The sequence below is a fragment of the Chelativorans petroleitrophicus genome, from assembly GCF_025398195.1.
In the GTDB taxonomy this organism is placed as follows: Bacteria; Pseudomonadota; Alphaproteobacteria; order Rhizobiales; family Rhizobiaceae; genus Chelativorans; species Chelativorans petroleitrophicus.
This window is the reverse complement of record NZ_JAODNV010000008.1, coordinates 186,490-212,422: the sequence shown is the minus strand read 5'-3', so window position 1 is coordinate 212,422 and position 25,933 is coordinate 186,490. Positions and strand designations below refer to the sequence as shown.

The 25,933-nt window shown below is 63.0% G+C and carries 21 protein-coding genes; 11 read left to right on the top strand and 10 right to left on the bottom strand.

What is annotated here, in order from left to right; all coding sequences use genetic code 11:
• Nucleotides 1-15 precede the first annotated feature (15 nt).
• Nucleotides 16-1,653, top strand: a complete 1,638-nt coding sequence (gene pgi, locus NYR54_RS08405; protein ID WP_261515175.1) for a glucose-6-phosphate isomerase — start codon at nt 16-18, stop codon at nt 1,651-1,653.
• A 192-nt stretch (nt 1,654-1,845) separates the two neighbouring features.
• Here the strand turns inward: pgi and NYR54_RS08400 are convergent, their stop codons facing one another.
• The 3 genes from NYR54_RS08400 to NYR54_RS08390 form a co-directional block, all read right to left on the bottom strand.
• Nucleotides 1,846-3,129 (bottom strand): Gfo/Idh/MocA family protein, encoded by a 1,284-nt coding sequence (locus NYR54_RS08400; RefSeq protein WP_261515174.1) that lies wholly within the window; start codon nt 3,127-3,129, stop codon nt 1,846-1,848.
• Between the two features lie 180 nt (nt 3,130-3,309).
• The gene (locus tag NYR54_RS08395; protein ID WP_261515219.1) at nt 3,310-4,353 is read right to left on the bottom strand and encodes an SGNH/GDSL hydrolase family protein; all 1,044 of its coding nucleotides are present in this window, start codon (nt 4,351-4,353) and stop codon (nt 3,310-3,312) included.
• Complete coding sequence (locus NYR54_RS08390; RefSeq protein ID WP_261515173.1) at nt 4,353-5,633, bottom strand: hypothetical protein; 1,281 nt, start codon at nt 5,631-5,633, stop codon at nt 4,353-4,355. The genes NYR54_RS08395 and NYR54_RS08390 overlap by 1 nt, the downstream gene beginning before the upstream one ends.
• Before the next feature lie 906 nt (nt 5,634-6,539).
• Here NYR54_RS08390 and NYR54_RS08385 point away from each other — a divergent pair.
• The 4 genes from NYR54_RS08385 to NYR54_RS08370 all read left to right on the top strand — a co-directional run bounded on the left by NYR54_RS08385 (nt 6,540) and on the right by NYR54_RS08370 (nt 11,841).
• A complete protein-coding gene (locus NYR54_RS08385; protein WP_261515172.1) occupies nt 6,540-7,277 on the top strand; it encodes a Crp/Fnr family transcriptional regulator in 738 nt (245 codons plus the stop codon).
• A gap of 259 nt (nt 7,278-7,536) precedes the next feature.
• Nucleotides 7,537-8,319 carry a LuxR C-terminal-related transcriptional regulator gene (locus tag NYR54_RS08380; RefSeq protein WP_261515171.1) on the top strand — a complete coding sequence of 261 codons (783 nt, stop codon included), beginning with the start codon at nt 7,537-7,539 and terminating at the stop codon, nt 8,317-8,319.
• 44 nt (nt 8,320-8,363) lie between these two features.
• Nucleotides 8,364-10,538: a GumC family protein gene (locus tag NYR54_RS08375; protein WP_261515169.1), complete on the top strand. Its 2,175-nt coding sequence runs from the start codon at nt 8,364-8,366 to the stop codon at nt 10,536-10,538.
• A gap of 10 nt (nt 10,539-10,548) precedes the next feature.
• Nucleotides 10,549-11,841, top strand: coding sequence for a polysaccharide biosynthesis/export family protein (locus tag NYR54_RS08370; protein ID WP_261515168.1), 1,293 nt, complete (start codon nt 10,549-10,551; stop codon nt 11,839-11,841).
• On the opposite strand, the gene NYR54_RS08365 is transcribed toward NYR54_RS08370, so the two are convergent.
• Nucleotides 11,790-12,770: a GDP-L-fucose synthase family protein gene (locus NYR54_RS08365; protein ID WP_261515167.1), complete on the bottom strand. Its 981-nt coding sequence runs from the start codon at nt 12,768-12,770 to the stop codon at nt 11,790-11,792. The genes NYR54_RS08370 and NYR54_RS08365 overlap by 52 nt on opposite strands.
• Entirely contained in the window at nt 12,751-13,824 is a 1,074-nt protein-coding gene (gene gmd / locus NYR54_RS08360; RefSeq protein WP_261515166.1) for a GDP-mannose 4,6-dehydratase, read from the bottom strand. The genes NYR54_RS08365 and gmd overlap by 20 nt, the downstream gene beginning before the upstream one ends.
• Nucleotides 13,825-14,103: 279 nt before the next feature.
• Here gmd and NYR54_RS08355 point away from each other — a divergent pair, with 279 nt between their 5' ends.
• Genes NYR54_RS08355 through NYR54_RS08345 form a run of 3 tightly spaced genes read left to right on the top strand, consistent with a single transcriptional unit; the run spans nt 14,104 to nt 17,827 of the window.
• A complete protein-coding gene (locus tag NYR54_RS08355) occupies nt 14,104-15,366 on the top strand; it encodes a glycosyltransferase family 4 protein (RefSeq protein ID WP_261515165.1) in 1,263 nt (420 codons plus the stop codon).
• A complete protein-coding gene (locus NYR54_RS08350) occupies nt 15,363-16,619 on the top strand; it encodes a glycosyltransferase family 4 protein (RefSeq protein ID WP_261515164.1) in 1,257 nt (418 codons plus the stop codon). Before NYR54_RS08355 ends, NYR54_RS08350 begins: the two co-directional genes overlap by 4 nt.
• A gap of 44 nt (nt 16,620-16,663) precedes the next feature.
• A complete protein-coding gene (locus NYR54_RS08345) occupies nt 16,664-17,827 on the top strand; it encodes a glycosyltransferase (RefSeq protein ID WP_261515163.1) in 1,164 nt (387 codons plus the stop codon).
• Here the strand turns inward: NYR54_RS08345 and NYR54_RS08340 are convergent.
• The 4 genes from NYR54_RS08340 to NYR54_RS08325 are packed head-to-tail and all read right to left on the bottom strand — an operon-like array spanning nt 17,773 to nt 21,016.
• Nucleotides 17,773-18,360 carry an LbetaH domain-containing protein gene (locus NYR54_RS08340; RefSeq protein ID WP_261515162.1) on the bottom strand — a complete coding sequence of 196 codons (588 nt, stop codon included), beginning with the start codon at nt 18,358-18,360 and terminating at the stop codon, nt 17,773-17,775. The genes NYR54_RS08345 and NYR54_RS08340 overlap by 55 nt on opposite strands.
• Before the next feature lie 17 nt (nt 18,361-18,377).
• Nucleotides 18,378-19,040, bottom strand: coding sequence for a YdcF family protein (locus tag NYR54_RS08335; RefSeq protein ID WP_261515158.1), 663 nt, complete (start codon nt 19,038-19,040; stop codon nt 18,378-18,380).
• Entirely contained in the window at nt 19,037-19,867 is an 831-nt protein-coding gene (locus NYR54_RS08330) for a glycosyltransferase family 2 protein (RefSeq protein WP_341484283.1), read from the bottom strand. The genes NYR54_RS08335 and NYR54_RS08330 overlap by 4 nt, the downstream gene beginning before the upstream one ends.
• A gap of 9 nt (nt 19,868-19,876) precedes the next feature.
• Nucleotides 19,877-21,016, bottom strand: a complete 1,140-nt coding sequence (locus tag NYR54_RS08325; RefSeq protein WP_261515154.1) for an MraY family glycosyltransferase — start codon at nt 21,014-21,016, stop codon at nt 19,877-19,879.
• Between the two features lie 374 nt (nt 21,017-21,390).
• Here NYR54_RS08325 and NYR54_RS08320 point away from each other — a divergent pair, with 374 nt between their 5' ends.
• The 3 genes from NYR54_RS08320 (at nt 21,391) to NYR54_RS08310 (ending at nt 24,458) form a co-directional block, all read left to right on the top strand.
• Complete coding sequence (locus NYR54_RS08320; RefSeq protein ID WP_261515153.1) at nt 21,391-21,738, top strand: hypothetical protein; 348 nt, start codon at nt 21,391-21,393, stop codon at nt 21,736-21,738.
• Nucleotides 21,739-21,932: 194 nt separating this feature from the next.
• Nucleotides 21,933-23,426 carry an oligosaccharide flippase family protein gene (locus tag NYR54_RS08315; protein ID WP_261515152.1) on the top strand — a complete coding sequence of 498 codons (1,494 nt, stop codon included), beginning with the start codon at nt 21,933-21,935 and terminating at the stop codon, nt 23,424-23,426.
• Nucleotides 23,427-23,438: 12 nt separating this feature from the next.
• Nucleotides 23,439-24,458 (top strand): glycosyltransferase family 2 protein, encoded by a 1,020-nt coding sequence (locus tag NYR54_RS08310; protein ID WP_261515151.1) that lies wholly within the window; start codon nt 23,439-23,441, stop codon nt 24,456-24,458.
• Here NYR54_RS08310 and NYR54_RS08305 read toward each other — a convergent pair.
• Nucleotides 24,435-25,688: a polysaccharide pyruvyl transferase family protein gene (locus tag NYR54_RS08305; protein ID WP_261515150.1), complete on the bottom strand. Its 1,254-nt coding sequence runs from the start codon at nt 25,686-25,688 to the stop codon at nt 24,435-24,437. The two genes, NYR54_RS08310 and NYR54_RS08305, sit on opposite strands and share 24 nt — an antisense overlap.
• Between the last annotated feature and the right edge of the window lie 245 nt (nt 25,689-25,933).

The following is a 25,933-nucleotide window of genomic DNA, read 5'->3' as shown; positions in this document are numbered from 1 at the left end:
AAAGGAGAGTCTTTCATGAGCGCCTATAAAACCGCGCTGGAAGCCCTGCGCCGGCATCGCCAGGAGCATAATGCCTTCGATCTGAAGGCCGCCTTCGCAAACGATCCGGAGCGTTTCGCGCGCCATTCGCTGACGATCGGCGACCTCATACTGGACTATTCCAAGTGCGCCGTGACGGGAGAGACCATGAAGCTGCTCGCCAGCATGGCGGAGGCAGCAGGCGTGGAGGAGCGCCGGGAGGCAATGTTTTCCGGCGAGCGCATCAACGTGACGGAGGGCAGGGCGGTATTGCACACCGCTTTGCGCGGCGGCGCCGGCGACAAAGTCCTCCTCGACGGGCACGATGTCATGCCAGCGGTCGAAAGCGTGCTCAGGGCCATGAGCGCCTTTGCCGAAGGCGTGCGGTCCGGCGCGATCAGGGGGGCGACCGGTAAGCCCTTCACCGATGTGGTCAATATCGGCATCGGCGGTTCCGACTTGGGGCCGGTGATGGCCACGCTGGCGCTCGCGCCTTACCATGACGGCCCGCGCTCGCACTTCGTCTCCAATGTCGACGGCGCGCATATCAGCGATTCGCTCAAGGGGCTCGATCCCGAGCGTACGCTCTTCATCGTGGCGTCCAAGACCTTCACCACCATCGAGACGATGACCAATGCCGGCACGGCGCGCCGCTGGATTGCCGAACGGTTGGACGAAGCGGCGGTGGGCGCGCATTTCGCGGCGGTGTCTACGGCCCTCGACAAGGTCGCCGATTTTGGCATCGGCGCGGACCGCACCTTTGGCTTCTGGGATTGGGTCGGCGGCCGCTATTCGCTTTGGTCCGCCATCGGCCTGCCCATCATCATGGCGATCGGGCCGGAGAACTTCCGCAGCTTCCTTGCGGGCGCCAAGGCGATGGACGAGCATTTCCGCGAGGCGCCGCTGCTTCACAACATGCCGGTGCTTCTCGGGCTTATCGGTTTCTGGCACAGGGCCGTGTGCGGCTATTCCTCGCGCGCTGTCATCCCCTACGACCAGCGGCTTGCTCGCCTGCCGGCCTATCTGCAGCAGCTCGACATGGAATCGAACGGCAAGCGTGTCACGCTCGATGGAGCACCCGTCTCCACGCCCACCGGGCCGCTGGTCTGGGGTGAGCCCGGCACGAACGGCCAGCATGCCTTCTTCCAGCTTCTGCATCAGGGGACCGATGTCATCCCGGTCGAGTTCATCCTGGCGGCCAATGGTCATGAGCCAGAGCTGAAGCACCATCACGACCTGCTCATCGCCAACTGCCTCGCCCAGTCGGAAGCCTTGATGAAGGGCAGGACGCTGGAGGAGGCGAAGGCGCAGCTTGTCGCAAAAGGCATGGCAGAAGCCGATGCGGTCGCGCTCGCCCCCCATCGGGTCTTCCCCGGCAACCGTCCATCGCTTACCATCATCTACGGGAAGCTGGACCCCTTCGCGCTCGGCCGGCTGATCGCGCTTTACGAGCATCGCGTCTTCGTGGAGGCGGCCCTCTTCCGCATCAACGCCTTCGACCAGTGGGGCGTCGAACTGGGCAAGGAGCTTGCCACCGGGCTTCTGCCGGTGATCGAGGGCAAGAAGGATGCCTCCGGCCTGGACGCCTCGACGGCAGGCCTCGCCGCCCATGTGGCGCGCCTGCGGCAGGTATGACCGGCCGCAGGCTTGTTTGATCGCAGCGTCCGAACGAACTGCCGTGTAGACCTGCGCGACGAACTACACATTCATAGGATCGTGCGGCAGAAGGTGGCGCTCGATGCTCGAAAAGCCGGCTTTCTTAAGCATGGCCTCAGCGGTCCCACGAGGGACAAAAACGAGGCGTCTGTCCAGTGATGGTAAGTTCGGCTAGAGCCGAACGAGATCGGCCACGCGGACCGGCTGTCCGGTTGCGATCGACCGGTTGGCGGCAATGCCGGTGAGGATCGACATGGCGCCGTCGCGCCAGCCGGCCCCGCGCTCGTCGGGCGTTTCCTTCGGCGCGCCGAAAATATCCTCAAGCATCAAATCGTCACCGCCGCCATGTCCTCCGACACCTTCAGGGATCTCGACCTGGAGCGGTGCGCCGTGCATGGGCAGAAGTCTCAGACTCTTCCAGGCCACTGCTCCTTCCTCGCTCTTGTTGCCCGCCGCGTTGACGTAGGAACGTTCCTTCACCTCGAGCTCGATCCGCCCGCGCGAGCCGTTGAAGGCGACGTTGAAGCCCTCCCACGGCATGTAGGCATTGAGCGAATAGGTAAGCACCGCTCGGTTGGCATAGCGCACCATCACCGCCATCGTGTCCTCGATGTCGATGCCTTCGCCAAACACGTTCTGGTCGCGCAGATAGCCGTCCTCATGCTCGGCGTTGAGATACAGCTCGCGCAGCGTCTCCGAGGCCGAAAGATCGAGCGCAAAGGGATCGCCCGAAGCGGCCGGATCGCCAGTCGAGCGGCTGTAGCTGCGCGGCTCGCCTCGTGCCGAGGCATTGGCGTGACCGTAAAAGCGCAGGTCGCCCATGGCGAAGACAATCTCAGGCTGCGTGCCAAGCCAGTGGTTGACGAGATCGAAATGGTGCGTCGACTTGTGGACAAGCAGGCCGCCGCTGTTCTTCTTCTCGCGGTGCCAGCGGCGGAAATAGTCCGCCCCGTGCGAGGTATCGAGCAGCCACTCGAAGTGAACCGAATACACCTCGCCGATCGTGCCCTCCCTCAGCAGCTTCCGCACCATGGTGTTGTGCGGGGCATAGCGGTAGTTGAACGCCACGCGCAGGTTGCGGCCCGTGCGCTTTACCGCGTCCACGATCGTCTGGCATTTCTCTGCGTCGATCGTCATGGGCTTTTCGGTGATGACATCGCAGCCCATCTCCATTGCGCGGATGATGTATTCGTGATGTGTGCGGTCGATGGATGTGACGATGACGACGTCTGGCTTTACGGTACACACCATCTCGTCGAATCGGTCGGCCTTGAAGGTCGGCACCGGCTTGAGGCCGAATTGTTCGCCGAGAACGCGGTTCGTGTAGTCCATGCGCGTCTGGTTGGTGTCGCAGAAACCGGCCAGTTCGCTGGTTTCGGCATATTTGCCGGCAATGGCTTCGGTGAAGAGGCGGGCACGGCTTCCTGTGCCGACAAGAGCATAACGCTTTCGCACGTGCTGATCCCGTTTGATACCTTTGCGACCGCGCGCAGGCGGTCCCCCTCCCTGGAGATGGCGGCAGACTGCCGCCATCTCGATCTATAAAAGGATTGTTTCGGTTGTGCGAGCCTTGAGGCTCGGGCTCGCTGCTCGTGATCCCGATGCGAATGCGGCCCCGCTTTACGGGCTCAATTGTCAATCATGGCCGGGCCGGGATGAGGCAGGTGCGCGCCCGCCAGCCGCCAGTGGACTGGCGCCCTCATACGACTGGGCCTCGTCAAATCCGTGTTCGATAAGGAAACTGGCCAGAATTTGGGCCAGCGCATGGTTGCCCTCGGCCGTCAGGTGTGTTCCGTCGCTATAATAGCTCGCGACGGCCGGATCGCCTTTCCAAAGCGCTGCGATGTCGATTACCGGCAGCGAAAGCTGGCGGGCAAGGGCGATGAAGCGCCTGCGGTAGGGGACATACCGGTCGAGACGCTCCGGCGTGTCAAGCAGCTCCGGCAGACCCGGCATCAGCAGGACGACGGGCTGCACCGACTCCCGGTGTAACGCATCCACCAGTCGCTGGAACTCCTCCATATTCGCTTCGAAGCGGGCGTTCCGGGCTTCCGGAGTCACTGGCTCTTCGCGGGCGGGCGCCGAATAGCCAAGGACGTCTGCGAGGCGCGGGAGAAGATACCGGTTCAGCAGTTCTCCGATGGCACTCAACGGCTTTTTGTCCGGATAGGCGGGGCTGACGCCCACCACCTCGGCCGTGCTCGTCGGCTGAAGCAGGTCGCTGGAACTGATCTGCAGGATGGCGATGCGGCTTGCAAAGGCGCCGAAGCGATCCACATAGGCGCGCTCGTTGCCGATACCCCAGGAGACGGCCGAAGCGTTCAGCGCTTCCGCCTGCCGCCCCTTTCGACGAAGGGTCTCCGCCACGATTTCGGGATAGGTTTCCGACTGGTCCACGGCGGAAATGCCGAAAGTGATCGAATCTCCGAGAAAGAAGATCCGGAGGACGCCGGATTCCGGTTCGAGTGTGATCTCATCGGAGCGCTGATGAAAACGGTTGATCGCGATGCGGTTGCCGAGCCGGTAAACCTCCTGCCCGGGCGCCATCAGATAGCCGATCTCTTCATCCGCCTGAAACAGCGGCGGGTCGCCAAGACCGATGGTCATTCTGAGGCCGAGTTCGACGGCAAGCAGGGCGAACCCAACCGCCGCTGCCGCCAGGGCTGCCCGCCGCCGCATCACGTCTGGGCGCTCCCTGCCCGGAGTGTGAGCTGCTGTGCCACGCGGTTTTCCTGCAACTGGGCATAGATGAGCACCGGAATCATAAAGGCAGCAAGGTGGATCCAGGCAATCACGATCTCATTGGTGAAATGCGTGATCGTGAGCATCGAGGGAACCGCCGAGAGCATGTAGACGAGCTGCATGACGGTGCTTCCCCTGCGTGCGGCGCTGTAGATCCGTCCCATCGCCCATCCGATAAGGAGAAACTTCACGCAGCCGAAATACCAGAAGGAAGCGAAGGCGTCCGTCATGCCGGTGGGCGTGGAACCAACCAGGGGCTGATATCCCCTTTCATAGGTCGGAGGAACGTCCACCATCAGAGAATCCTTCAGCGACTGTCCCACGATCTGGGCCGGAACATAGGCGAAGACGGTGGAATTCCAGTGGTTAAGGCCGAAGTCGAACCTTCGCTGTCTGTTGATGAAGTCCATGGCCATGGCGGCGTTTCCCATCTCCGCCCCGCCGTTCTGCAGAAGCTGGTTCCAGTTTTCCGCAAGGTCGATGTTCAGCACGGACGACCAGTCCGGTTCTTCCGTGTAATAGGTCGCCTCCCGGTACTGTCCCGCCGCCAGCATACCCACGATGCTGAAAAGGAGGCCGATGACGACCGAGGACCGCGGAACGGCCCAGCCTTTCTGGAACCAGAGCGCCAGTGTGATCAGCAGGATAAATTCGGCTGTCTCGCCCCGCCTTCCGGCGATGATAATGCGCTCCAGATAAAACGCTGTGCAGACTAGGATAACCGCCCATGCAAGCCTGGACGGCCGGTTGGTCAGACACAAGAGCCCGATGGCAAACCCGTAGGTCAGCAACTTTGCGAAGAACATGTAGGCGACGGCGCGGCCCGTCAGGATGCCGCGAAGCCGCTCTTCGTCCGGCAGCTGCCCAAAGCGCCAGAAAAAGTAAGCGCCAACCAGCGTCAGCGCGCATGCCGCGACAAGCAGCCTGTTTTCGCTGAAGGCGACACTGGGCCGGGCATATCCCTGCCGCCGGACGGCGAGCTCCCATCCCACCCAGCACATCAACAGGCAGAGGAAGGAGAAGAATAGCGCCCTGTTTAAAGTGGCCTCGCCCATGAACGGGTTGTTTATCAGGCCGGGAAGCTGCGGCAGGATGAAACTCGTGAAGATTCCGGCGGCAAAAAAGGGAAATTGATAATAACGCCCCGGCTCCAGCAGCCCGTAAAGCAGCATCACGAAGCAAAGGGAAGTAAGAAATAGCAGAAGAAGCCAGGGCAATTCGTGTCACCTGCGGGAAAGGGCGAGCTCGCTTTCGACTGCCCGCCGTTGCAGCCAGGGCCGGGTCAACTCCGCCTCCTTTTATTTTTATGGCGCAGCAGAAGATAAAGCCCTGCAGCCACAACGATGCTCAGCCAAAGGATACCACCACCGGCGATGGGCGCCGGTACATCGGCTGAAGCCGGCTGAGCCGCCGCAGCCCGCACCATTCCCAGCTGCGCAAGCAAGCCCGCTACGCCCGCGGTGACGGCGATCTCTTTTCCTGGCGACATCGTTGCTCCGGACGTTGGTTAGCAAAACTAACGCCGTCACCACGCCGGACCTATTCCGCAGAACGGCTGCGTCCTTCCCTCAAACGGCTGAATTCGCGATGCGGTGTGCGAACGGTCGGATGGCCGCCTTCCCAAATCAAGAACAGCCGAAACGGAAGCGTTTATATCCCTAATTCAAAAGAGGTAGGCATTATACAAAAGTCGGAATGACAGCGGGAAAGCATGATCTATGTCAAAGTAAGTAACGATAAATTGATGAAGTTGTGGACCTCATACAGCAACAATAGAGGGGAATTCAGTATGTTGGATGAATTGCCACTTACCGAATGACATGCCTTAGGCTACTATATAAAGGCTGTTAGGAACATGGGATGGAGGCTGCGTGGTCGCCAAAGCCGTTCCTGAACAGCGGAAAAGTGCAAGAAGGTGGGGGCCACTTTCTAACATTTTGACGCTTTCAGGGGAGATTTTGGTTCCCGTCGCGCAGGGGGCGTAAATTCCGTAGCTTCGGCATCGTTCGCCGCCACAGATGCTCGCCATTTCCTTCGTGCTCGCTTCTGAGGCGGAGGAATTTGGCTTTATATTCTTATCCCAGGTTGTTGACAGCCGATGGTGACCAAGTGTCGGTGGTGTCATGGGCCTGAACACAAATACCAGCGTCCTGAGCGGCCCGTTTTTTCGCGGCCTGAAACTGCACAGCAGCGACCATGAAGCCTTGTCCAGCGTTCGGCTGGCCGAACGGCGATACGCGCCGCACACCGGCATCACCCATCAGGGCATGACGGACGAGCGCGCGTTCATCATCCAGTCCGGCTGGGGTTGCGTATACAAGGATCTTCCCGACGGAGAGTGTCAGGTCTTAGACTTCGTCCTGGCCGGCGACGTCATCGGAATACATCCGATGGGCGGGGAAGCCCAGCACGCCTTCGTGTCGATCACAGAGCTCTATGTGATTGAGGCGAATGCGCGCGCAGTGGTTGCCGCAATGACACGCTCGCAACCGATGGCCCAGGCGCTCCTCTCCATTGCCTGGCGGCAGAACAACATCATGGCCGAACATCTCGTCAACCTTGGCCGGCGAAGCGCGCTCGCGCGTACGGCTCATCTGCTGCTCGAACTCGGGGAAAGATTGAAAGTCGCCGGTCAGGCGGACAACCAGGGATATGATTGCCCCCTTACACAGTATGACCTGGCTGATGCACTCGGACTGACCGCCATCCACATCAACCGGATGTTGAGAGAGCTGCGAGAGTACGGACTTCTCTCGCTGCGGCGCAATAGGGTGGAATTCCTAGACTATGCAGGACTGGTCGAGCTTGCGCAATTCGACGGGAAATATCTCGAATATTGGGAATTGAAGGATCTGGGGTAATTGTCCAAAGCCTCTAAACCGCGGCATTCCCGCAATTTTAATCTGATCACAAATAATTAGCCGGATGCATTACCCCTCTCCCAAAGCGTTATTACCTGCATCCCTTTCAGCGACTCTCGAAGGACTAGCTAACACAGATTAGCGCGCTGATCCTGTTCGCGCTTATAGTTAAATCCTTCAAGTATAGGTGGTTCCCGCATGCCGAGGGACAGGTCCGCTCTCTTAGGCATGACAGGCCCACCCAATGAGGGGAGCGTCCATGCAGTCCGCTTTGAGAACAAGTGAAAATAGCGTGGAAATTGGCATTCACGCCGGTTCGATCAATGGCGAGCATCGGGGCGAAAATTTCCTAACCATTCCCGATGCCAAGGTGGCGGGAAAATCTCTTCTGATCCTGGACGCGCGAGCGCTGGAGCGCGAGTGCTTCTCGCAAAGCCTCGCTTCGCACGGCATTGGTATGAAGGTTCTCGCCTTCAGCTCCATCGAGAGCTGGAAACTGGAAGAAGATCTCCATCCTCCGCTGGCTGCCATCGTGGTGAATATCGGCAGCAGGAAGGTCACCGATCCGGACATGGCCGATGAGCTGGTCAAGCTCAAGTCGCAGGCGCGCAATGTACCGATCGTCCTTTTGGCTGAAAACGACGCGATTGCGCAGGTGCTGGCGGCGCTCGAGCACGGTGTGCGGGGCTATATCCCGAGCTCCGTGAGCATCGATGTCTGCGTCGAAGCCATAAACCTCGCCATTGCCGGAGGCACGTTCGTTCCGGCCAGCAGCGTTCTTGCGGCGCGCAAGCTGGTAAGCTCCAGCGCGGAGGCGTCGCGGCCGATGGCCGGCATGTTCACCGAACGGCAGGAGGAAGTGGTCCGCGCGCTGCGCCTGGGCAAGGCGAACAAGATCATCGCCTACGAGCTCAACCTGCGCGAAAGCACGGTGAAGGTCCACATCCGCAACATCATGAAAAAGCTGAAGGCCACGAACCGCACGGAAGTGGCCTACAAGATCAGCAAGATGTTCCCTTTGGAGGACGGAATGCAGGAGTAGGCGCCGTGCGCGCCGAAGTATTGCCAAGGGCGGGGTGATCCGAGATGATCGTATCGGAAGGCAGTAGTCCTCTGCCGTCTCTGCCGCGGCTCTTCAGTATCCTGCGCAGGCGGAAATACGTGCTTGCGGTTCCGGTCATGGCCGGTCTGGCCTTCGGAATCGTAAGCTACGCGCATGCGCCGCAAAGCTACGTGTCGGAGGCCGTCCTGGTGCTCGACACCCGGCGGATTCAGGTCCTGCCGACGGAGTCGGTGGTGTCCCCCCTGCCTCAGGACAGCCCGGTGCTGAGGACCGAGCTCGACCTCATAGGCTCGCGGCTCATGGCGTCCAAGGTGATCGAGCGTCTCGAGGCGGAGGGAGTGGCAATCCGCCTCGATCCGCCGCGCAGAGGGTTGGTGATGGCCTTGGTAGAATCCGCTCTGGGCCTGTTCGCGGCAAACGCGGGCCCTGCCGACGGTCAGGAGGTCGTGAGCACCGAGCAGAGGGCTAAGATCGACTGGCTCCTCTCCAATCTGAGGGTCAGCAACGACGGGCGCTCGTACACGATCTTCATTTCCTTCCAGGCGCCGGATCCGGCCTATGCAGCCAAGATCGCGAATGCTTTCGCCACCGCCTATCTCGACCATCAGATTGCCGCCAAGCAGGCGGCGATGCAGCGCGTAAGCGATTGGCTCGGTGAAGCGGTGGCCGGTCTGCGCGCCCAGTTGGAGGCGTCGGAGCGTGCGGCGGAGGATTTCCGACAGAAGGCGGGGCTTGTCGAGACGAACGGCACGACCTTGCAGGCGCAGCGCGTCGCCGCGCTGAATGCCGAACTCGTGGCCACGCGGTCGGAATTGGCCGGGGCGACGGCGCGGCTGCAGATCGTGCGCGCCTCTGCGGAGGGCGAGGGCTTGCCCGCCTCCCTCGACGTGTTCAACTCCGCCGCGATCCAGAATCTCCGGGCCGACCAGCTTCGTCTGGAGCGCCGCATCAATGAGCTGAGCACCAGCGGGGCAACAAGAAGTAGGCAGCTTGTAGCGCTGCGTTCTGAGCTCGACGCCATCGAACGGCAGATCGCTGACGAGGTGGACCGCATCGTGGAAAGCCTTTCGAATGAGATCGCGGTCGCGCGGCGCAAGGAAGAAAGCCTCGAGAAAGCCCTTGAGGAGGCCCAGCGCGAGCTTTCCGAAGCCAATCATGCCGAAGTGGTGATGGCCCAGCTCGAGCGCGAGGCGAACGCGAACAAGACGATCTATGAAAGCTATCTCGTACGCTACAAGCAGACGATCGAGCAGGACGGGATCATCGCGCCCGAGGCGCAGATCATCTCGTTTGCCGAGCCTGCAACGGCGCGCGTAAGCCCCCGCCTCTCCACATGGCTTCTGTTTGGGCTAGGGCTCGGAGGAAGCGTTGGCCTAGCGGGGGTCGTCCTGCGCGAAGCGACGGACCGCCGCGCCCGTTTCGCGGAGACGCTGGAAACAGCGACCGGCATGCCCATCCTGGCCGTCGTTCCGCGGCTTGGCTGGATGTCGCCCAAGAGGGTGCTGCGCCGGGCCAGCGATCCCACATCGCGTTTCGGAGAGGCGATTTCCGGCTTGCGTCTGGCCTTGCCGGTGGCGCCGCGCCACGGACAATCGCTCTGTGTGGCGTTCACGTCGGCTTTGGCAGGCGAAGGCAAGACGACGCTTGCGCTTGCGCTCGCCCGTGCGGCCGCCGCCGCCGGAATCAACACCGTTGTCGTGGATGCGAACTTTCACCATCCGATGGTAGAAAAAGTCCTCGGCGCGAGTGCCGACGCCTATCTGGACGACGCGCTGGGCCGCAAGCGGCTGGTGTCGGAGCTTGTTCAGGAAGATCCGAAATCCGGGCTGCGCTTCATCGCGGCGCGCCCCGTGACCGGCAAGCCGGACCTTTTCGCAAGCGGCACGCTTGGCTTCCTCCTGTCGGAGCTGAAGCGGTCATACCAGCTCGTGATCGTCGACACGCCAGATCTCGAACGCGCCTCGGACGCTTTCGCCATCGCGCGGGCTGCCGACCGCGTTCTGTTCGTCGTCCAATTCGCACGCGCCCCTGTGCGTCAGACCGCGGCGGCCATCGGCAATATGGCCGAATGCGCGCGGCAGCCCGATGGCATCGTGCTCAACCAGGTCAGCACGGCATACTACGCGGAAATTTCGGAGCACTTTCCGCATTCCCCGGCTCCGGGCAAGGCCGCGCCCGTCGTCATCCACGCGGCATAGGTTTCCCGCTATGACACTCTCTCTGCAAGGTTTCCATCTGGCCGCAAGGTCGGGCTTGGCCTTTGTCCTGGCCTTAAGTCTTTCGGTTCTGATCCTCGGGCTTTCGCTTCTCCCGGCTGCCGCGCAGTCGGCAGCCGAACCCTACCGTGTCGGCGCGGGCGACGTGCTGGCGGTCATGGTCTATGGTGAAACTGGCCTTTCGGGTGAGTTCACTGTGAGTCCGGATGGCACCATCGCCTATCCGATCCTCGGCAATGTGCCGGTGGCTGGGCTTACGAGCGCGGAGATTGCGGAAAGGGTGGACAAGGCGCTGGCCGACTATGTGCCCGCGCCGGCCGTGACGGCCACCGTGGCGCGTTATGCGCCCGTCTTCATCGTCGGTGACGTGGAGAGGCCGGGGCGCTACGAGTACCGCCCGGGCATGACGGCGCTGGAGCTTGTTGCGCTCGGAGGTGGTGTGCGGCGCACGCCGGCGGATGGCGGCGCATGGCTCGTTGCCGCAAGGCAGGAATATACTGATCTGGAGCTGCAGATATTTGCGCAGCAGGTCCGGCGGGCGCGCCTCAAGGCTGAGCTCGACGGCACCGCGTTCGACTATCCCCCACCGGCTGAGCCGGATCCGGATATGCGCGACGTGAAGCAGCGCCTGGTGGAGGGGGAGCGCGTGCTGTTCGAAGTGCGGCAGGCGACGCTTGCTTCGGAGGACGAGGCGCTGGCCGCTCAGGAACGGAGCTACGCGGACGAGATTGAACAGTTGGCGGCGAGTATCAAGCTGCACGATGAGGAAATAAAGCTCCTCGAACAGGACGTGCTCTCGACCAGGGATCTCGCCGAGCGGGGGCTCACGGCTAAGTCAAATCTGCGTGAGATGGAACGCAGGCTGTCCTCGGCGCGCCGCGACGCGCTGGAAATGCGATCGTTTCTTGCGCGCGCGACGCAGAACCGCCTGGCCCTTGGCCAGAGGCGCGTTGCGCTGGTGGAAACTCTGCGCCGGGAAGCGGCGCAGGAAATGCAGGAGATCGACACCGCGCTTGCGCGCATGCGGGCGCGCCGCAGCGTCCTGTTCGAGGCCATTTCGGAGGCCATGCTGCGCGGTAATCCGGAAGAGGCCCGCCCACGCCTCACCTTCAGTATCGTGAGTGCCGCGTCCGATGGTTTCGGTGAAGTGCCGGCCGGTGAACTCACGCTGCTGCGGCCAGGTGACATCCTGCGCGCAACGCTTGTCACCGGCGCGGCGCCGGCCGCGCTTGCTCAGCGCGAAACCGCGGCGACGGGAACGTCTTCCATCGCACGCCAACGCTGATAGAGATCGCGCAAGCCTTCCTCGAGCCCGATCACCGGGCGCCAGCCCATGGCCCGCAACCGTGTGCTGTCGACCAGCTTGCGCGGCGTGCCGTCGGGCTTGGTGGTGTCGAACCGCAGTTCGCCCGCATATCCCACCACCTGCGCGACGAGCCGGGCCAGATCGCGGATCGAGATTTCCCGCCCGGTGCCGATATTGATCGGGCGGTGATCGTTATAGTGCTTCACGATGAAAACGCAGGCATCCGCCAGATCGTCCACATGGAGAAATTCGCGCAAGGGCGACCCCGTACCCCACAGGGACACGCTCGGCCAGCCGGCCACTTTCGCCTCATGAATCTTGCGCAACAGCGCAGGCAGGACGTGGGACGTCTCGGGATCGAAATTGTCATTCGGCCCATAGAGGTTGGTCGGCATGGCCGTGACGAAGTTGCACCCGTATTGGCGGTTGAACGCTTCCGCGAGCTTCAGGCCCAGAATTTTGGCAACCGCGTAGGCCTCGTTCGTGGATTCCAGCGGCCCCGTCAGCAGCGCATCCTCGCTGATGGGCTGCGGCGCGGCGCGCGGATAGATGCAGCTTGACCCCAGATAAAGCAGCTTCTCCACACCGATCTCATGGGCCGTCTTTATTATGTTGAGCGCGATCGCCGCATTCTCGTAGAGAAATTCGGTGGGAAAGCGTGCGTTGGCGCCGATGCCGCCCACGCGCGCCGCCGCGACGAAGACGATTTCGGGGCGGTTTTCCCGCATCCACGCTTCCGTCGGTGCCTGGCGCGTGAGGTCCAGTTCCTCGTGGGTCTGAGCGAGGATATGGCAGTCTTCCCGGGCGAGCCGACGCACAATGGCGGACCCGACCAGCCCGGTGTGGCCTGCCACCCAGACGCGCTTGCCCGCGAGCGTCACCTCTGGATCAATAGCCCTCAAAGTCATTGCGCCCCACCTCCCGCATCACCGCTCTCAGGTCGGCCTCGACCATTTCGGAAACCAGCGCCTCGAAGGGTACGCGGTGCGTCCAACCGAGGCGGGTTCTGGCTTTCGTGGCGTCGCCCAGCAGGAAATCCACTTCGTTCGGCCTGAAATAGCGGGGATCGATCTCGATCAGTTCCTCGCCCGAACGGGCATCTATGCCCTTCTCGTCCACGCCGCGCCCTGTCCATTCGATCCTGCGATCGACGACGGCGAAGGCCTTCTCGACGAATTCGCGCACCGTATGGGTCTCCCCCGTCGCCAGCACGAAGTCGTCCGGCTCGTCCTGCTGAAGGATGCGCCACATGCCTTCCACATAGTCGCGCGCGTGCCCCCAGTCGCGGCGGGCATCGAGGTTTCCCAGGCGCAGCTTCTTCTGGATTCCCCGCTCGATGGCCGCGACAGCGCGGGTGATCTTGCGGGTGACGAAGGTTTCCCCGCGTATGGGGCTTTCGTGGTTGAACAGGATGCCGTTCGAGGCATGGAAACCGTAGGCCTCCCGGTAATTGACCGTAATCCAGTAGGCGTAGAGCTTCGCGGTCGCATAGGGGCTGCGCGGCGCAAAGGGCGTGAGTTCGTTCTGGGGCAGGATGCCCGAGCCGCCGAACAGTTCCGAGGTTGACGCCTGATAGAAGCGGCAGCGGTCGCCCATCTTCAGGATGCGCAACGCCTCGAGCAGCCGAAGCGTGCCCAGAGCATCGGCATTGGCCGTGTATTCGGGCGTTTCGAAGCTCACCTGCACATGGCTCTGGGCGCCCAGGTTGTAGATCTCGTCCGGCTGGATTTCCTGTATGACGCGGCAAAGATTTGTCGCGTCCGTTAGGTCGCCGTAATGCAGGAAGAAGCGCGTTTCGGCCTCGTGCGGGTCCCGATAGAGATGATCGACACGCGCGGTGTTGAAGGATGAGGACCGCCGCTTGAGGCCGTGGACCGTGTAGCCTTTGGAAAGCAGAAGCTCGCTGAGATAGGCGCCGTCCTGACCGGTCACGCCGATGATGAGTGCTGTCTTGTCCGCCATTGCCACCCCGGGATCTGCAGGCCGTGGGATACAGCCATTTGCCTGCAGTCTGGCCTCTCCGGTCCGCCCCTGAAATATCGCAAAGCGATCAGGCCCGGTCGGCTGAAAGGGTGTGGGCGGCAATGCGGGGCATAAACCCGCAAGCGGGAACGGCTAAGGTGGCTCCCCGGAAGGCGTAGGCCGGCTGCAGCGGCGTGCGAGCGATTACCACCTTTGCGGTGCTTGAGGCCTGTTCGCTCAACTGTAACAGTCTTGATGAGCTGCAGGCGGGCGCTTTCCATGAGGATCATATTTGCCAACCGCTATTTCTTCCCCGATCAGTCGGCGACGAGCCGCATGGTCTCCAGCCTTGCCTTCGCGCTGGCAGCGGAGGGCATCGAGGTTACGGCGCTGGCCAGCAGGCACTTCCATGACAGACAGGAGGTCCGCCTGCCGGCGCGCGAGACGATCGAGGGCGTGGACGTCAGGCGCATCTGGACCTCTTCCTTCGGCAGAAGCGGTGTTGCCGGACGCGCGGCCGATTATGCGACCTTCCACCTCTCCGCGGCGGCCTGGTGGCTTTCCCATACGAGACGCGGCGACATCTGCGTGGTTTGCACCGACCCGCCGCTTCTGTCCGTAACGGCCGCCGGGCCCGTCCGCCTGCGCGGAGGCAGGATGGTGAACTGGGTCATGGACCTGTTCCCCGAAACGGCGATGGAACTCGGCATGCTGCCGAGGGAGGGCCTGCTGGGCGCGCTTACCCTGCGCCTGCGCAACCGGTCGCTCGACAGGGCCGATCTTACGATCAGCCCCATCGCGGCCATGACGCGCTACCTGTCGGAGCGCAGCAGCGACCCCCAGCGTTTCGTAACCGTCCATCACTGGTCCAATGGCGAGGAAATCCGGCCGGTTCCCCCGGCGGAGAACCCGCTGCGCCGCGAATGGGGACTGGAGGGAGCCTTCGTCGTCGGCTATTCGGGCAATTTCGGCCGCGCGCACGAATTCGCCACCCTAATTGGGGCCGCCGAAAGGCTGCAGGATCATCCCGACATCCGCTTCCTGCTCATCGGTCAGGGAAAGCAGCACACGGCGGTGCGGAAAGAGGCGGCCCGGCGCGGGCTCGGAAACGTCATCTTCAAGCCCTTCCAGCCGAGCGAAGTACTCGCGCAAAGCCTGAGTGCGGCCGATCTGCACATCGTCTCGCTTCTGCCGGCGCTGGAATACTGTATTGTGCCCAGCAAATTCTACGGCGTACTTGCGGCGGGACGGCCGGCCATCTTCATCGGTGATGAGAACGGAGAGGTCGCCACGCTGCTGCGCAAGGGTGCCTGCGGCGAGACCGTGTCGCCAGGAGACGCGGAGGGGCTTGCCGCCGCCATCCTGAGATTGAAGAGTTCGCCAGTCCTCTGCCAGACCATGGGGGAACGCGCGCGGCGGCTTCTGGAGAGCGACTTTACGCTTCCCCATGGTGTCGCGCGCTGGCGCAATGCCGTCGCGCCCCTTCTGCCCCAGAACCATCAATCGCGCGCGGCCTCGCTGCCGCTGGGGGCCGGAACGTGAGCGGCAGTTTCGTTGTCAGCCAGCTTGGCGCCCGCATGCACTACGCGGTGCCCAGAATGCTTTACCGGGCCGGCCGGCTGGAGCGGCTTTACACCGATATCTGCGCGGTCAAGGGCTGGCCGCGCGCCCTTGCGCATCTGCCGCCTGCCATGCTTCCGGCTGCCTTGCGCAGGCTCAAGGGAAGGGTGCCGCGAGACATTCCTCCGGACCGGATCGTCTGCTTCGAGGGGCTGGGCCTCGCATCCGTGCTGCACAGGATGGTGGTTCCCACACGCGCGGGAGATACGCGCGCTGCGCTTGAGGCAGGCCGAAGCTTTTCCCGCAACGTCATCCGGCATGGCTTTGGAAAGGCCGCCGGGTTCTACGGCATGAGCGGCGAGTGTCTGGAACAGCTCGATGCGGCAAGAAAGCAGGGTCTGCGCACCGCGGTGGAGCAGATCATCGCGCCGCGCATGGTGGTGGACAGGCTCGTGTCCGACGAGGTGGCGCGGCATCCGGAATGGGCTGAAAGCCTCGGGCCGGACCCATGGGCAAGCGAGTTCGCCGCGCGGGAAAGGGCCGAGTGGGACGTGGCGGATATCATCATCTGCCCCTCGGCTTTCGTCCGCGACGGCGTGGGCGCCGTCGGGGGCCCGGTGGAGCGCTGCGTGATCGTGCCCTATGGCGTCGATGCGCCTGCTGCCGTTCCTGGGCAACGTGCGCCGCATTCCGGGCCGCTCCGTGTGCTCACCGTTGGGGCTGTCGGGCTGCGCAAGGGATCGCCCTATGTGCTGGAAGCGGCGCGCCGGCTGGCCGGCCTTGCCGAGTTCCGGATGGTTGGGCCCGCGGTGCTGCCGCGCGCCATAGCGGAACAGCTTCGGCGCAGCCTCGATCTGGCCGGTCCGACCCCGCGCGCGGAGATTGCGCGCCATTATGCCTGGGCGGATGTGTTCTTCCTGCCTTCCGTTTGCGAGGGATCGGCTACGGTCGTCTATGAGGCGCTCGCGGCCGGCCTGCCGGTCGTCACGACTCCGAACGCCGGGAGTGTAGTTCGTGACGGAGTGGACGGCTTCATCTGCCCGGCAGGCGATACCGATGCCATGTATGCGCGCCTCGAAACGCTTGCCCGCGACAGCGAGCTGCGCCGTGCCATGGGCGAGGAAGCCCGCAAGAGCGCGGCTGCGCACGATCTTGATGCCTATGGGCGGCGGCTTCTGGCCGCGCTCGATTCGGAACCGGTCCCGGCCGGTGAGGAGCCTCTCGCGGCGGCATGATGATGCACGATCCGAAATCCGCTGCGAGACGTCTGAGAATCGGGATGCTCATCGGCACGGTCTCCGTCACGGGAGGCGGCGTGATCGAGGCCCTCCGCTCCCTTTCGCTCGCCCTCAGCCGGATTTCCGATATCTCGGTCGAAATCTTCAGCCTCAGGGGCGAAGGGGATCGAGTCGATTTCGGGGACATTCCGGTGCATCTCTTCGCCGCGCGCGGACCGACCGCGTTCGGCTACGCGCCAGGGCTCGTGGACGGGCTTGAGGCGCGCGACATTGATCTTCTGCACGTGCATGGACTGTGGATGTATCTTTCGGTTGCCGCGCGGCGGTGGGCACAGAGGAGCGGCCGGCCCTATGTCGTAAGCCCGCACGGCATGCTCGACCCATGGGCGCTGCGAAACGCCCGGTGGAAGAAGCGCCTTGCGGGCCTTCTTTATGAGAACGCCCATCTGCGCAACGCCACCTGCCTGCATGCGCTCTGCGAGGCGGAGAAAGAAGCAATCGAGGCTGCCGGTTTTACCGGTCCTATTGCCGTGCTTCCGAACGGGGTGGATTTCCCCTTCGTCTCCTTTGAGCGGCCGCCCTGGCGCAAAATGCTGCCGCCGGAAAGCAAGGTGCTACTTTTCCTGGGTCGCGTTACGCCCAAGAAGCGCGTGCTTGAACTGATCCGCGCTTTCGCCCGCTCCAGCAGGGGAGACGGGGCGTGGCGGCTGGTGATTGTGGGGCCCGTCGATGAATCCTATGAACGGCGCCTGCGCCAGGAGATCGAGGCACGGAACTGCGGCGCATCGGTTCACCTTGCCGGTCCCGCCTATGGCGAAGCAAGGGCTGCGGCCTATGCCGCGGCCGATGCCTTCATCCTTCCTTCCGTCAGCGAAGGATTGCCCATGGCGGCGCTCGAGGCCTTTGCCTCCGGCCTGCCGGCGCTTCTTACGGCGCAATGCAATCTTCCCGAAGGTTTCGCCGCCGGCGCGGCCCTGCAGATTAGCGCCCACGAGGAGGGAATCGCGGAAGGGCTGGAATGCCTTTTCGCCATGGACGAGAGCGAACGCCTTTTAATGAGCGCGAGCGCCAGGCGGCTCGCCATTAGCCGCTTCAACTGGGACACCATAGCCCTGGATATGGCGAGGCTTTACCGTCGCATGGCCGAGGCTCAGGTCGCGGAGCGGCGGCGCTCTCTCTTCGGGCAGGCCGGATTTCCCGCATAGACCGTCCACTGCTTGAGATCTCGGAAGGCAACGCCCCGCGCGCCCAGAACGGAGCCCTCTTCCGCCGTCACGCCAGGGCCGACGAAAGCCTCGGCCGCGATCCAGGCATTCCGGCCAATATGGATCGGGCGCGCCTTCAGCGGGAAATCGGGATCGTCAATGTCGTGCGTGCCCGTGCACAGATGGGCGCGCTGCGAGACGATGGCGAAATCCTCGAGGACGATTTCGGCCACGTTGTAGCAGATGACACCGGGGCCGAGCGACGCGTGGGCGCCCATCACCAGGTTCCCAGGCCACCAGATTCGCGCGCTGCTGCGCACGATGGCCGTCGGATGAATACGTGCGCCGAACAGGCTCAGAAGCGCGCGCCGTAAGGGCTGGAAGACCGGAGGAGTCCAGCGCGCGAAGGCGAGCCAGGAAAGCGACCATAGAAGGCGCAAAACACGGTGCCGCAGGGCGAAAGTCGGCCCGCCGAGGCGCGGGAGCACGCCCTTTGCAAGGGGCGCCGTCCGATGGGAAGAGTGCAGGGACATGGGCTCCGGGCTCCCGGCTATCCTATCGCATGGCTGCCGTAAGGCGGATCGGCGTCAGAGGGAGTGCCAGCGCATGCGCCCCTATGTGTTCTGCGGTCTGCGAACAGGGCGATCCGCAGGCGGTAAGCGGCAAGTTTCACGTATTCCATGGCAACATACCGCCCATACTGGCCAAAGGCGGTTGCAAGGAGGTTCGGCGCGGCCGTCGGTACGGAGGACCACGAAACGCCGGGGCAAAGCGCGCGGAATGTCTCAAGCGCGCGCTTGGAGTGAAACCAGCTCGTCACCAGGATACCGGAGCGGAGCCCGGCCTTGTCCGCAAAAGGCACGGTGTTGAGCGCATTTTCCCACGTGTTGCGCGAAAGGCATTCGACCGAGATTGCGCTGGCGGGCACGCCGGCCGCGATGATCGTGTCGCGGATTGCATTGCAATCACCCTGGCCCGCGACCCTGATGGCCGGAGCCGATCCGGCAAGCCAGAGCCGCGCGGCCTTGGCGGCACGCGGCGGCCCGTCTCCGCCCAGAACCACCAGCGCGTCGGCCTGCTCCGGCGCGCCGAGTTCCGTCAGAAGATCCTCGGACAGGGCAATCGCTGCGAGATAGGCCGTGAACAGGAAACCGGAGACGAGCACCGCGGCGAACGCGATGGAGCGGGAACGTCTCCCGGCAGCGCTCCTCATACCTGCAGCCCGCGCTCGCGCCTGCGCAACTCCGCCGTCTTCAGCACGATCATGAATTCATAGCCGGAGATCAGGCGGCAATAGACATAGCCCGGCCAGCCGTCGAGGAAGCCGCCGCGCAGCACATACATGTAGAGAAAGCGCAGCGTGGGCCGGAAGGGCAGGTGGTAGGCCAGGCTCTTCAGCCCACGCCGTCTGGCGTCGGGCTGCTTGCTGAAAAGGTCGGTCCAGTCGATTTTCGTGGCGGCGCGGCTTGCTGCAAGGCGCGCCTCCACGCTTGAGTAGCGGTTGTGCTTGTCGTACCAGGCCTCGATGCCCTTGTTGAAGCTGTAGTGGATGAAATGGGATTTCAGATGTCCCACGGGGCCGTCCGGCACGCACACCGAATGCACCTGCCGCTCGAAGCGCACGCGATCCGGCCGCACCATGCGCGTGATCCAGGTGGGATAGAGGCTGCTATGGCGTATCCACTTGCCGAGGAACATGTTCTTGTAGCGCGCCTTGAACATGGCCTCGGGGCGGGTGGGATCGGCAGCGATCGCCAGCATCTCGTCGCGCAGGTCTTCCGGCGTAACTTCGTCGGCATCGGGCGTGTAGACCCAGGGATATTTGAACTTGATCTTGGTCAGCCCGAACATGCGCTGCCGGTCTTCCGAGTCGTATTTGCGCTTGATCACGCGGGCGCCCGCCGCCCGGGCGATCTCCACGGTGTGGTCCGTGCTGAAGGAGTCGAGCACCACGATGTCGTCGCTCCATGAGACGGATTCCAGGCAGGCAGGCAGGTTGACCTCTTCGTTCCATGTCATGATGAGAACGGATATGCTCATCGGGCATCCTCATGGATTGGCTGCTGCGGCCGGCGGTTCGTGACCGCCGCCGGACGTGGCAGGCTGATAGGCGTGAGCTGCCCGAAGCCTCAGCTCGTAAGCCTCAGCCGGTGCTTCGAGCCGGTGTGTCTGCAGATGGTGCACGAGCGCGGCATGCACGCAGAGCGGGACGACAAGGCCGGCCAGCATCAGATCGTCGGGCAGGCCGAAAACCACACCGCAATAGGCGACAGCGCCGCACAGAGCGGAAGCACCCGAAATCAGCGCGGTGGTAATGGCAGGCGAAAAGCCGGCGTCGATCAGGAGATGATGCAGGTGGCTGCGGTCGCCGGAAAACGGGCTTCGTCCGCTGGCAAGCCGCCGCACGATCAGGCTCAGCGTGTCCGCAATGGGAAGGATGACCACCCAGAGCAGGACGGGGAAAGCGACGGACCGCTCGCCGGTGCTCAGGTTTATGATGAAGAAGGCGAGTGCTGCGCCCAGCATCAGGCTTCCGCCATCGCCGAGGAACACCGCTGCCTTCGCTCGCCAGGGATGGCGGAGGTTGAAGAGAAGAAAGCCGAAGACGGCCGCGAGCAGCACCAGAGCGTGAAGCGCCGAAAGCTGCGCGCCTTCATGGAAGGCGATCAGAGCCAGCCAGAAGAGCGCAGCGGACGCGCTGGCACCGGCAAGCCCGTCGACCCCGTCAAGCATGTTGATGGCATTCACGGTGCCCACCACGAAGAGGACCGCGATCACCTCACCCAGCAGGGGCGCGATCTGCCACAGTTCCATTCCGGCGAAGGAGCCGAGATCGATCGGCCGCGGAAACGCCGACAGCAGGATCAGCGCGGCAACGGTTTGCACCACAAGTCTCGGAAGCGGTGGCAGACGCCAGCGATCGTCGGCCATACCGAGCAGAACGAGCATGCCAAGCCCAATCTCCCAATTCCATGGAATCTGAAGGCCCGGCTGAAACCCGATGCCTGCCACCATGAACGCCGTGAAGATCGCGAAGCCCCCCGACAGCGGGACATTGCCTTCATGCCACTTTCTCGCATCCGGCGTATCGACGAGGTGTATTTCACCGGCGATTTGCCTGGTGGACAGGATCAGGAGGACGCAAAGCAAAAATGCATTGAGCATATGCACATACAAACCGATCGACATGGACCGCCCTCACCCTGTTCCTCCTCATATGGACGGGAAGTTTAGTCGGCGGCCGGGAAATGCCGCAGCTAGAGAAAATGCGGATGCTTTCAGCCGTGTGGCCTAGCCCATACTCCGACCGAAGGGGTAGAGCCTGGTGGAAGGCGCCTGCTCTCCGGCCGAACCGGGCTCGGTTCATCAACATCCGTGCTGTGGAGGAATTTGGCGGCACATCTTCAGCTACCTCAAACAAGGTACGCCTACCTCAAAGTTATGGCCGGCACATGCCGAATGCCGGAGTGAGGCGGAACGGCATCCGGTGAGACAATTCCCAAGTCACCGGCGGCCAGCGCCTGTGAGGCACTGCCGCGATCTTTCTTGCAAGAAGCGATTGCGTGCTCGGCTTGGCGCCGGAAGCGGTCTCAGGGCAACATGGAAACGGCATCCGTCCCCCGGCCTGGCTGGGGGACGCTGATATGATGGAAGCGGGATTGAGCTTGGAATCCAAGATATTGCGTGCTCGATCGAAGGCGGTGGCGCTTGCCGCTCTCTACATCTGTGAATCCCTTCTGCTTGAACTCGAATCCCAGGAAATCCTTCAAAGGAAGGATATAGAAGGGCTTCTCAAGGACGCGGCCAAGACGTTGCGCGCGGCCGCCGGCGAGAACGATCAGTCTGATCACGCCACCGCCGCAGAAATCATAGATATGATCCGCGCGCAGCACGAGCTGGTCAGCAACTGATCCGTCCTGTGGCATGCCGCGGGCGGGGCTAGTCGTTTGGCTGATAGGCTTTGCCCCAAAAGCCATGTTCAGCGGAATCCGGCGCGGCCTATGTTTGAAGACATGATCCCGCCTTGCCGCCCAATCCGTTTCGTATGCCGCTTCCCGCTCCATTTTCTGAGCCGGGATGCGCGCCCGACTGCGCGTGAACGCCGATGAGCAGTCGAGCCCGCCGCGCCTTCGTCATGGCTTCGCTCGAGCAATATCTCGCATTGCTCCTGAATTTTGCCATGGTGGCGGCGGTTTCCCGCATCCTTACGCCGGCCGAGATCGGGATAGCCGTCATCGGCATGGGGATCGGCGTAATTGTCTTTTCCCTTCGGGAGTTTGTCACGGCCGAGTTTCTCATCCAGCTCCCGCATGTGAGTGGCAGGGATGTGCGCACCGCCATGACCGTCCTTACCGCCGCTACCCTCCTGCTCGCCGCCTTGCTGGTTGCCGCCTCTCCGCTGCTGGCGCGCTACTATGGCGAGCCGGGCATGGAGGTCTTCCTGTGGCTGATAGCCGCCGCCACGCTGGTCGAGACGCTCAGCCTTCCCGCGCTCGCCCTGATGCGGCGGGATATGGCCTTCGGCACGATCACGCGCATTCGCACGGCGGGTATGGCGTTGACAGTCGTCACCACCATTCTCCTGGCGCTCCTCGGCTTCGGTTTCATGAGCTATGCCTGGGGCGCGCTTGCAGGCAGCGTTCTGGACACCGGCCTTTCATGGCTGGCGAGACGCGATGCACGCGATCTGAGGCCGACATTTGCGTCCTGGCGCGCCGTCTACGAGTTCGGCCGTTTCCGCGGCGCCACCGGGTTCATCGACCGCGCCTATGATGCGCTGCCCTCACTGGTTCTCGGGCGGCTGCTTACCCCTTTCGCCGTTGGCATCTACAACCGGGCAAATGCCGTGTGCGCCATACCCGACCGCACGCTGCTTGGCGCGGTGTTCAGCTTCGCCTTTCCTGCGCTTGCGGCCGAGGTGCGCGAAGGCCGGCCCGTGGGCGAACATTATCTGCGGGCCATCAGTTACATCACGGCCTGCTATTGGCCTGCGCTCATTCTGCTTGCCGTGCTTGCCACACCGGTTGTCGCCTTCGTGCTCGGCCCGGATTGGGGCGAGGTGGTGCCGCTTGTCCGCATTCTTTCAATCGCCAGCCTGTTCTTTTTTCCGGTCATCCTCACCCGTCCGGTGTTGATGGCGCTCGGGCACAACCGGGATGCGTTCGTGGCGCATTTCATCTGCCGCGCCGTCGCCGCCGTTGTTCTGTGTGCGGCGAGCCCCTTCGGACTTCTCGTCATGGTATCCGGCCAGCTCATCGCCATTCCCATCGAGATGGCGGTGTCGCTGTGGTTCGTCAGAAAGCATGTGGGTTTCGCCTGGCATGATCTGGGCCGCATTCTGATGGGCAGCGCCGCCGTCACTGCAGGCGCCGCAGCCGGCCTTACCGGCGCACTGGCTCTGTTCGGCTTCAGGTTCGATCTTTCGATGACGGAGGCGATGTTTGCGGCCTTTGCTGCGGCGGGCGGCTGGCTTCTTGCGGTCGTGTTCATGCGCCATCCGGTGAAGGACGAGCTTCGGCCGATCATTGAGCAGGCGCGGCGGGCGTGCCGGCGGTCCATCAACATCCCCGCCGCTTCTACCACGAGCGAACCGGGCTGAGGCGGAGGCGTCATGGCCAGCATCGATGTCGCGATCCCGAGCTACAATTACGGGCGCTATCTGCGGGACTGCGTCCAAAGCGTGCTCTCGCAGGAAGGTGTTGATCTGCGCGTGCTGATCGTGGACAACGCCTCCACCGATGACAGTCCGCAAATCGCGCGCGAGCTTGCGGCATCCGACAGCCGTGTCGAACTCTGCCTGCGAGAGCGCAATCTCGGCCAGCACGCCTCCTTCAACCAGGGTGTCGATTGGGCCGAGGCCGACTACTTTGCGATTCTGTGTGCGGACGATCTGCTCCCGCTCGGGGCGCTTGCGCGCGCCGTTGCGATCATGGAGCAAAATCCGGATGTGAACCTGGTCTACGGACGGACCGAATTCGTGCCGTCCGCTTTCTCGCCTTCAACCCTCGCATTGCCATCTCAGCCGGCGGATTTCCGGATTTTCAGTGGCCAGGAGTTTCTCGAGATCTTCTGTAGGACTGGGCGCAGCCCGATCGGCGGTCCGACGGCGATCGTCCGCACCGCTGCGCAGAAACGCGCAGGCCATTATCTGACGTCACTCCCGCACACGGACGACGTGGAAATGTGGATGCGCATCGCCTGTTTGGGCTCCGTCGCCGAAATCGACGCCGTGCAGCTTTACGCGCGCATCCACGAGGCCAACCAGTCCGCCGCCGTCTCGAATGTCCATTCGTGGAACCTTGAGATGGAGCAGGCATTCGCCGCCTTCTTCAGCGGGGCTGGTGCCGCGCTCGGCCAAGCGCGGCGGCTGCACCGGATGGCGTGTCGCAGCCTTGCACACCGGGCGTATTGGTGCGCGGTCTCGCATGTGCTTCGCGGCGAACCCGGTGCGCCGGACCTTATGCGCTTTGCGCTGCGTCTGCGCCCCACACTCGCGCTCGTGCCTCCATTGGGAAGCCTTTTCAGCCGGGCCGATGCGCTGGACCGGATTCGTGCAACGCTGAAGGCGAGGCTTTCCGCCCGGCCGACTGATCACGCAGAGGAAAGCTCAGCCTTGCGCCGTAAGGCGTAGAGCCCGCTCATCGGCGTGCTCCTGCCTGCGCGCCTCGCCAGCAAAAAACAGATCGGTGAGGATGCGTTCCTGTTCGGCAAGCAGCATTCCATATCGTTTCGTTGAGCCGGAAATGCGTTCGCGAAACTCAGCCCGCCGACCCAGTGCCTCAAGAAACTGGCGTTTCAGAAGCTCCAGGTCGAAGTGCTCCACATGCTGCGAGAAGCCGTCCAGCCCCGCGTCGAAAAGCAGCGCGTCGTTCTTTTGCGCATAGCCGAGCGAAATGACCGGCTTCTGCATCTTCAGGGCGCAAATGATGTTGTGGAAGCGCGTCCCCACCATGATGTCCGTCTCGGATATCTGGCGCATGAGCTGGTCGAGCGTTCGGGAAGGCTCGACCGCGATCCGTCCCTCGTCCAGCTTCACGGCCTTTGCTTCCAGCTTGCGCAGAACCTCTCGTATCGTCGACTCGTCCAGGCTGTCTCCGGTCAGCATCCGGACATTGCAGTCCCGCTCAAGGAGCCAGATGATGAAGTCCACCAGCTTGCCGACATAGGATTCATAGATGGCCTCGCCGTCCGGATGGCTTCGCATCCAGCCTGCATAGGTCATGACGCCGACCCCGGCGGTAATTCTCTTTCTTTCGCGCCGAGGCTTCGTTTTGGGAAGCGGCAGCGCGAAGGCGAGATCGGGGAAAACCCGGTCTTCCCTCGTGTCGAGTCCCACGCTCTCCATGAAGCTCCTTGAAGGCAGGTCCCGGTAGGAGCGGTAGTGGCACATACGGGCCGACATGGTCATGAACCGGCGGCTCCAGGGATGGACGATGGGGCCTGCTCCGATGCTGACGAAGGCGACCTTTGCGCCTGCCAGGCGCGCGGCAAGGCTCCAGCGGAAGATCATGAACGGCCAGCCGAACGGCCTTTCCTGAAAATCGTCCAGAAAGCCGGTTCCCGGTACAATGAACAGATCGATGCCGCGTGTGCTGCCGATCGGGTGCAGGAGACCGAGAACACGGCCCAGAATGCGGCCGGTGAGGCGGTCGAGCGTTTTCAGAACGCGGGCCTGAGTGCCGGAATATCCTGTTCCGATGGCGCGAATTCCGAATTCCGCCTCGACGGCTTCAGGATTGGGACAGAAGCACACCAGCTCACTTTCCGGTGCTGCCCTGCGCAGAAAAAGCAGTATGGCTTCCAGGCTGCCGTCGTTTCCTGAACTGCCGCAGCCGAACTGGCCAAACAAAGCGATTTTCATCAACGCCTGCCATGGATGCCCGCCTTGGCGCATATTGGCGTTCCGGCCCGGCAATCGGAACACCGCTTTTTGGAGGGGCAGGGCGGCCCATTTCCCTCGGCGGGATGAATGACTGGACGTCAATTCCCCCGTCCGCGCGCTAAGCCGGAAGGCGTAGCCGTTACGCAGCATGGCCGGTTTTCCCCTTTCCGTCGCTGCCGATAGCATTCGCGAAGCATTTGGTTGGTCCGCAAATCCATGAATGG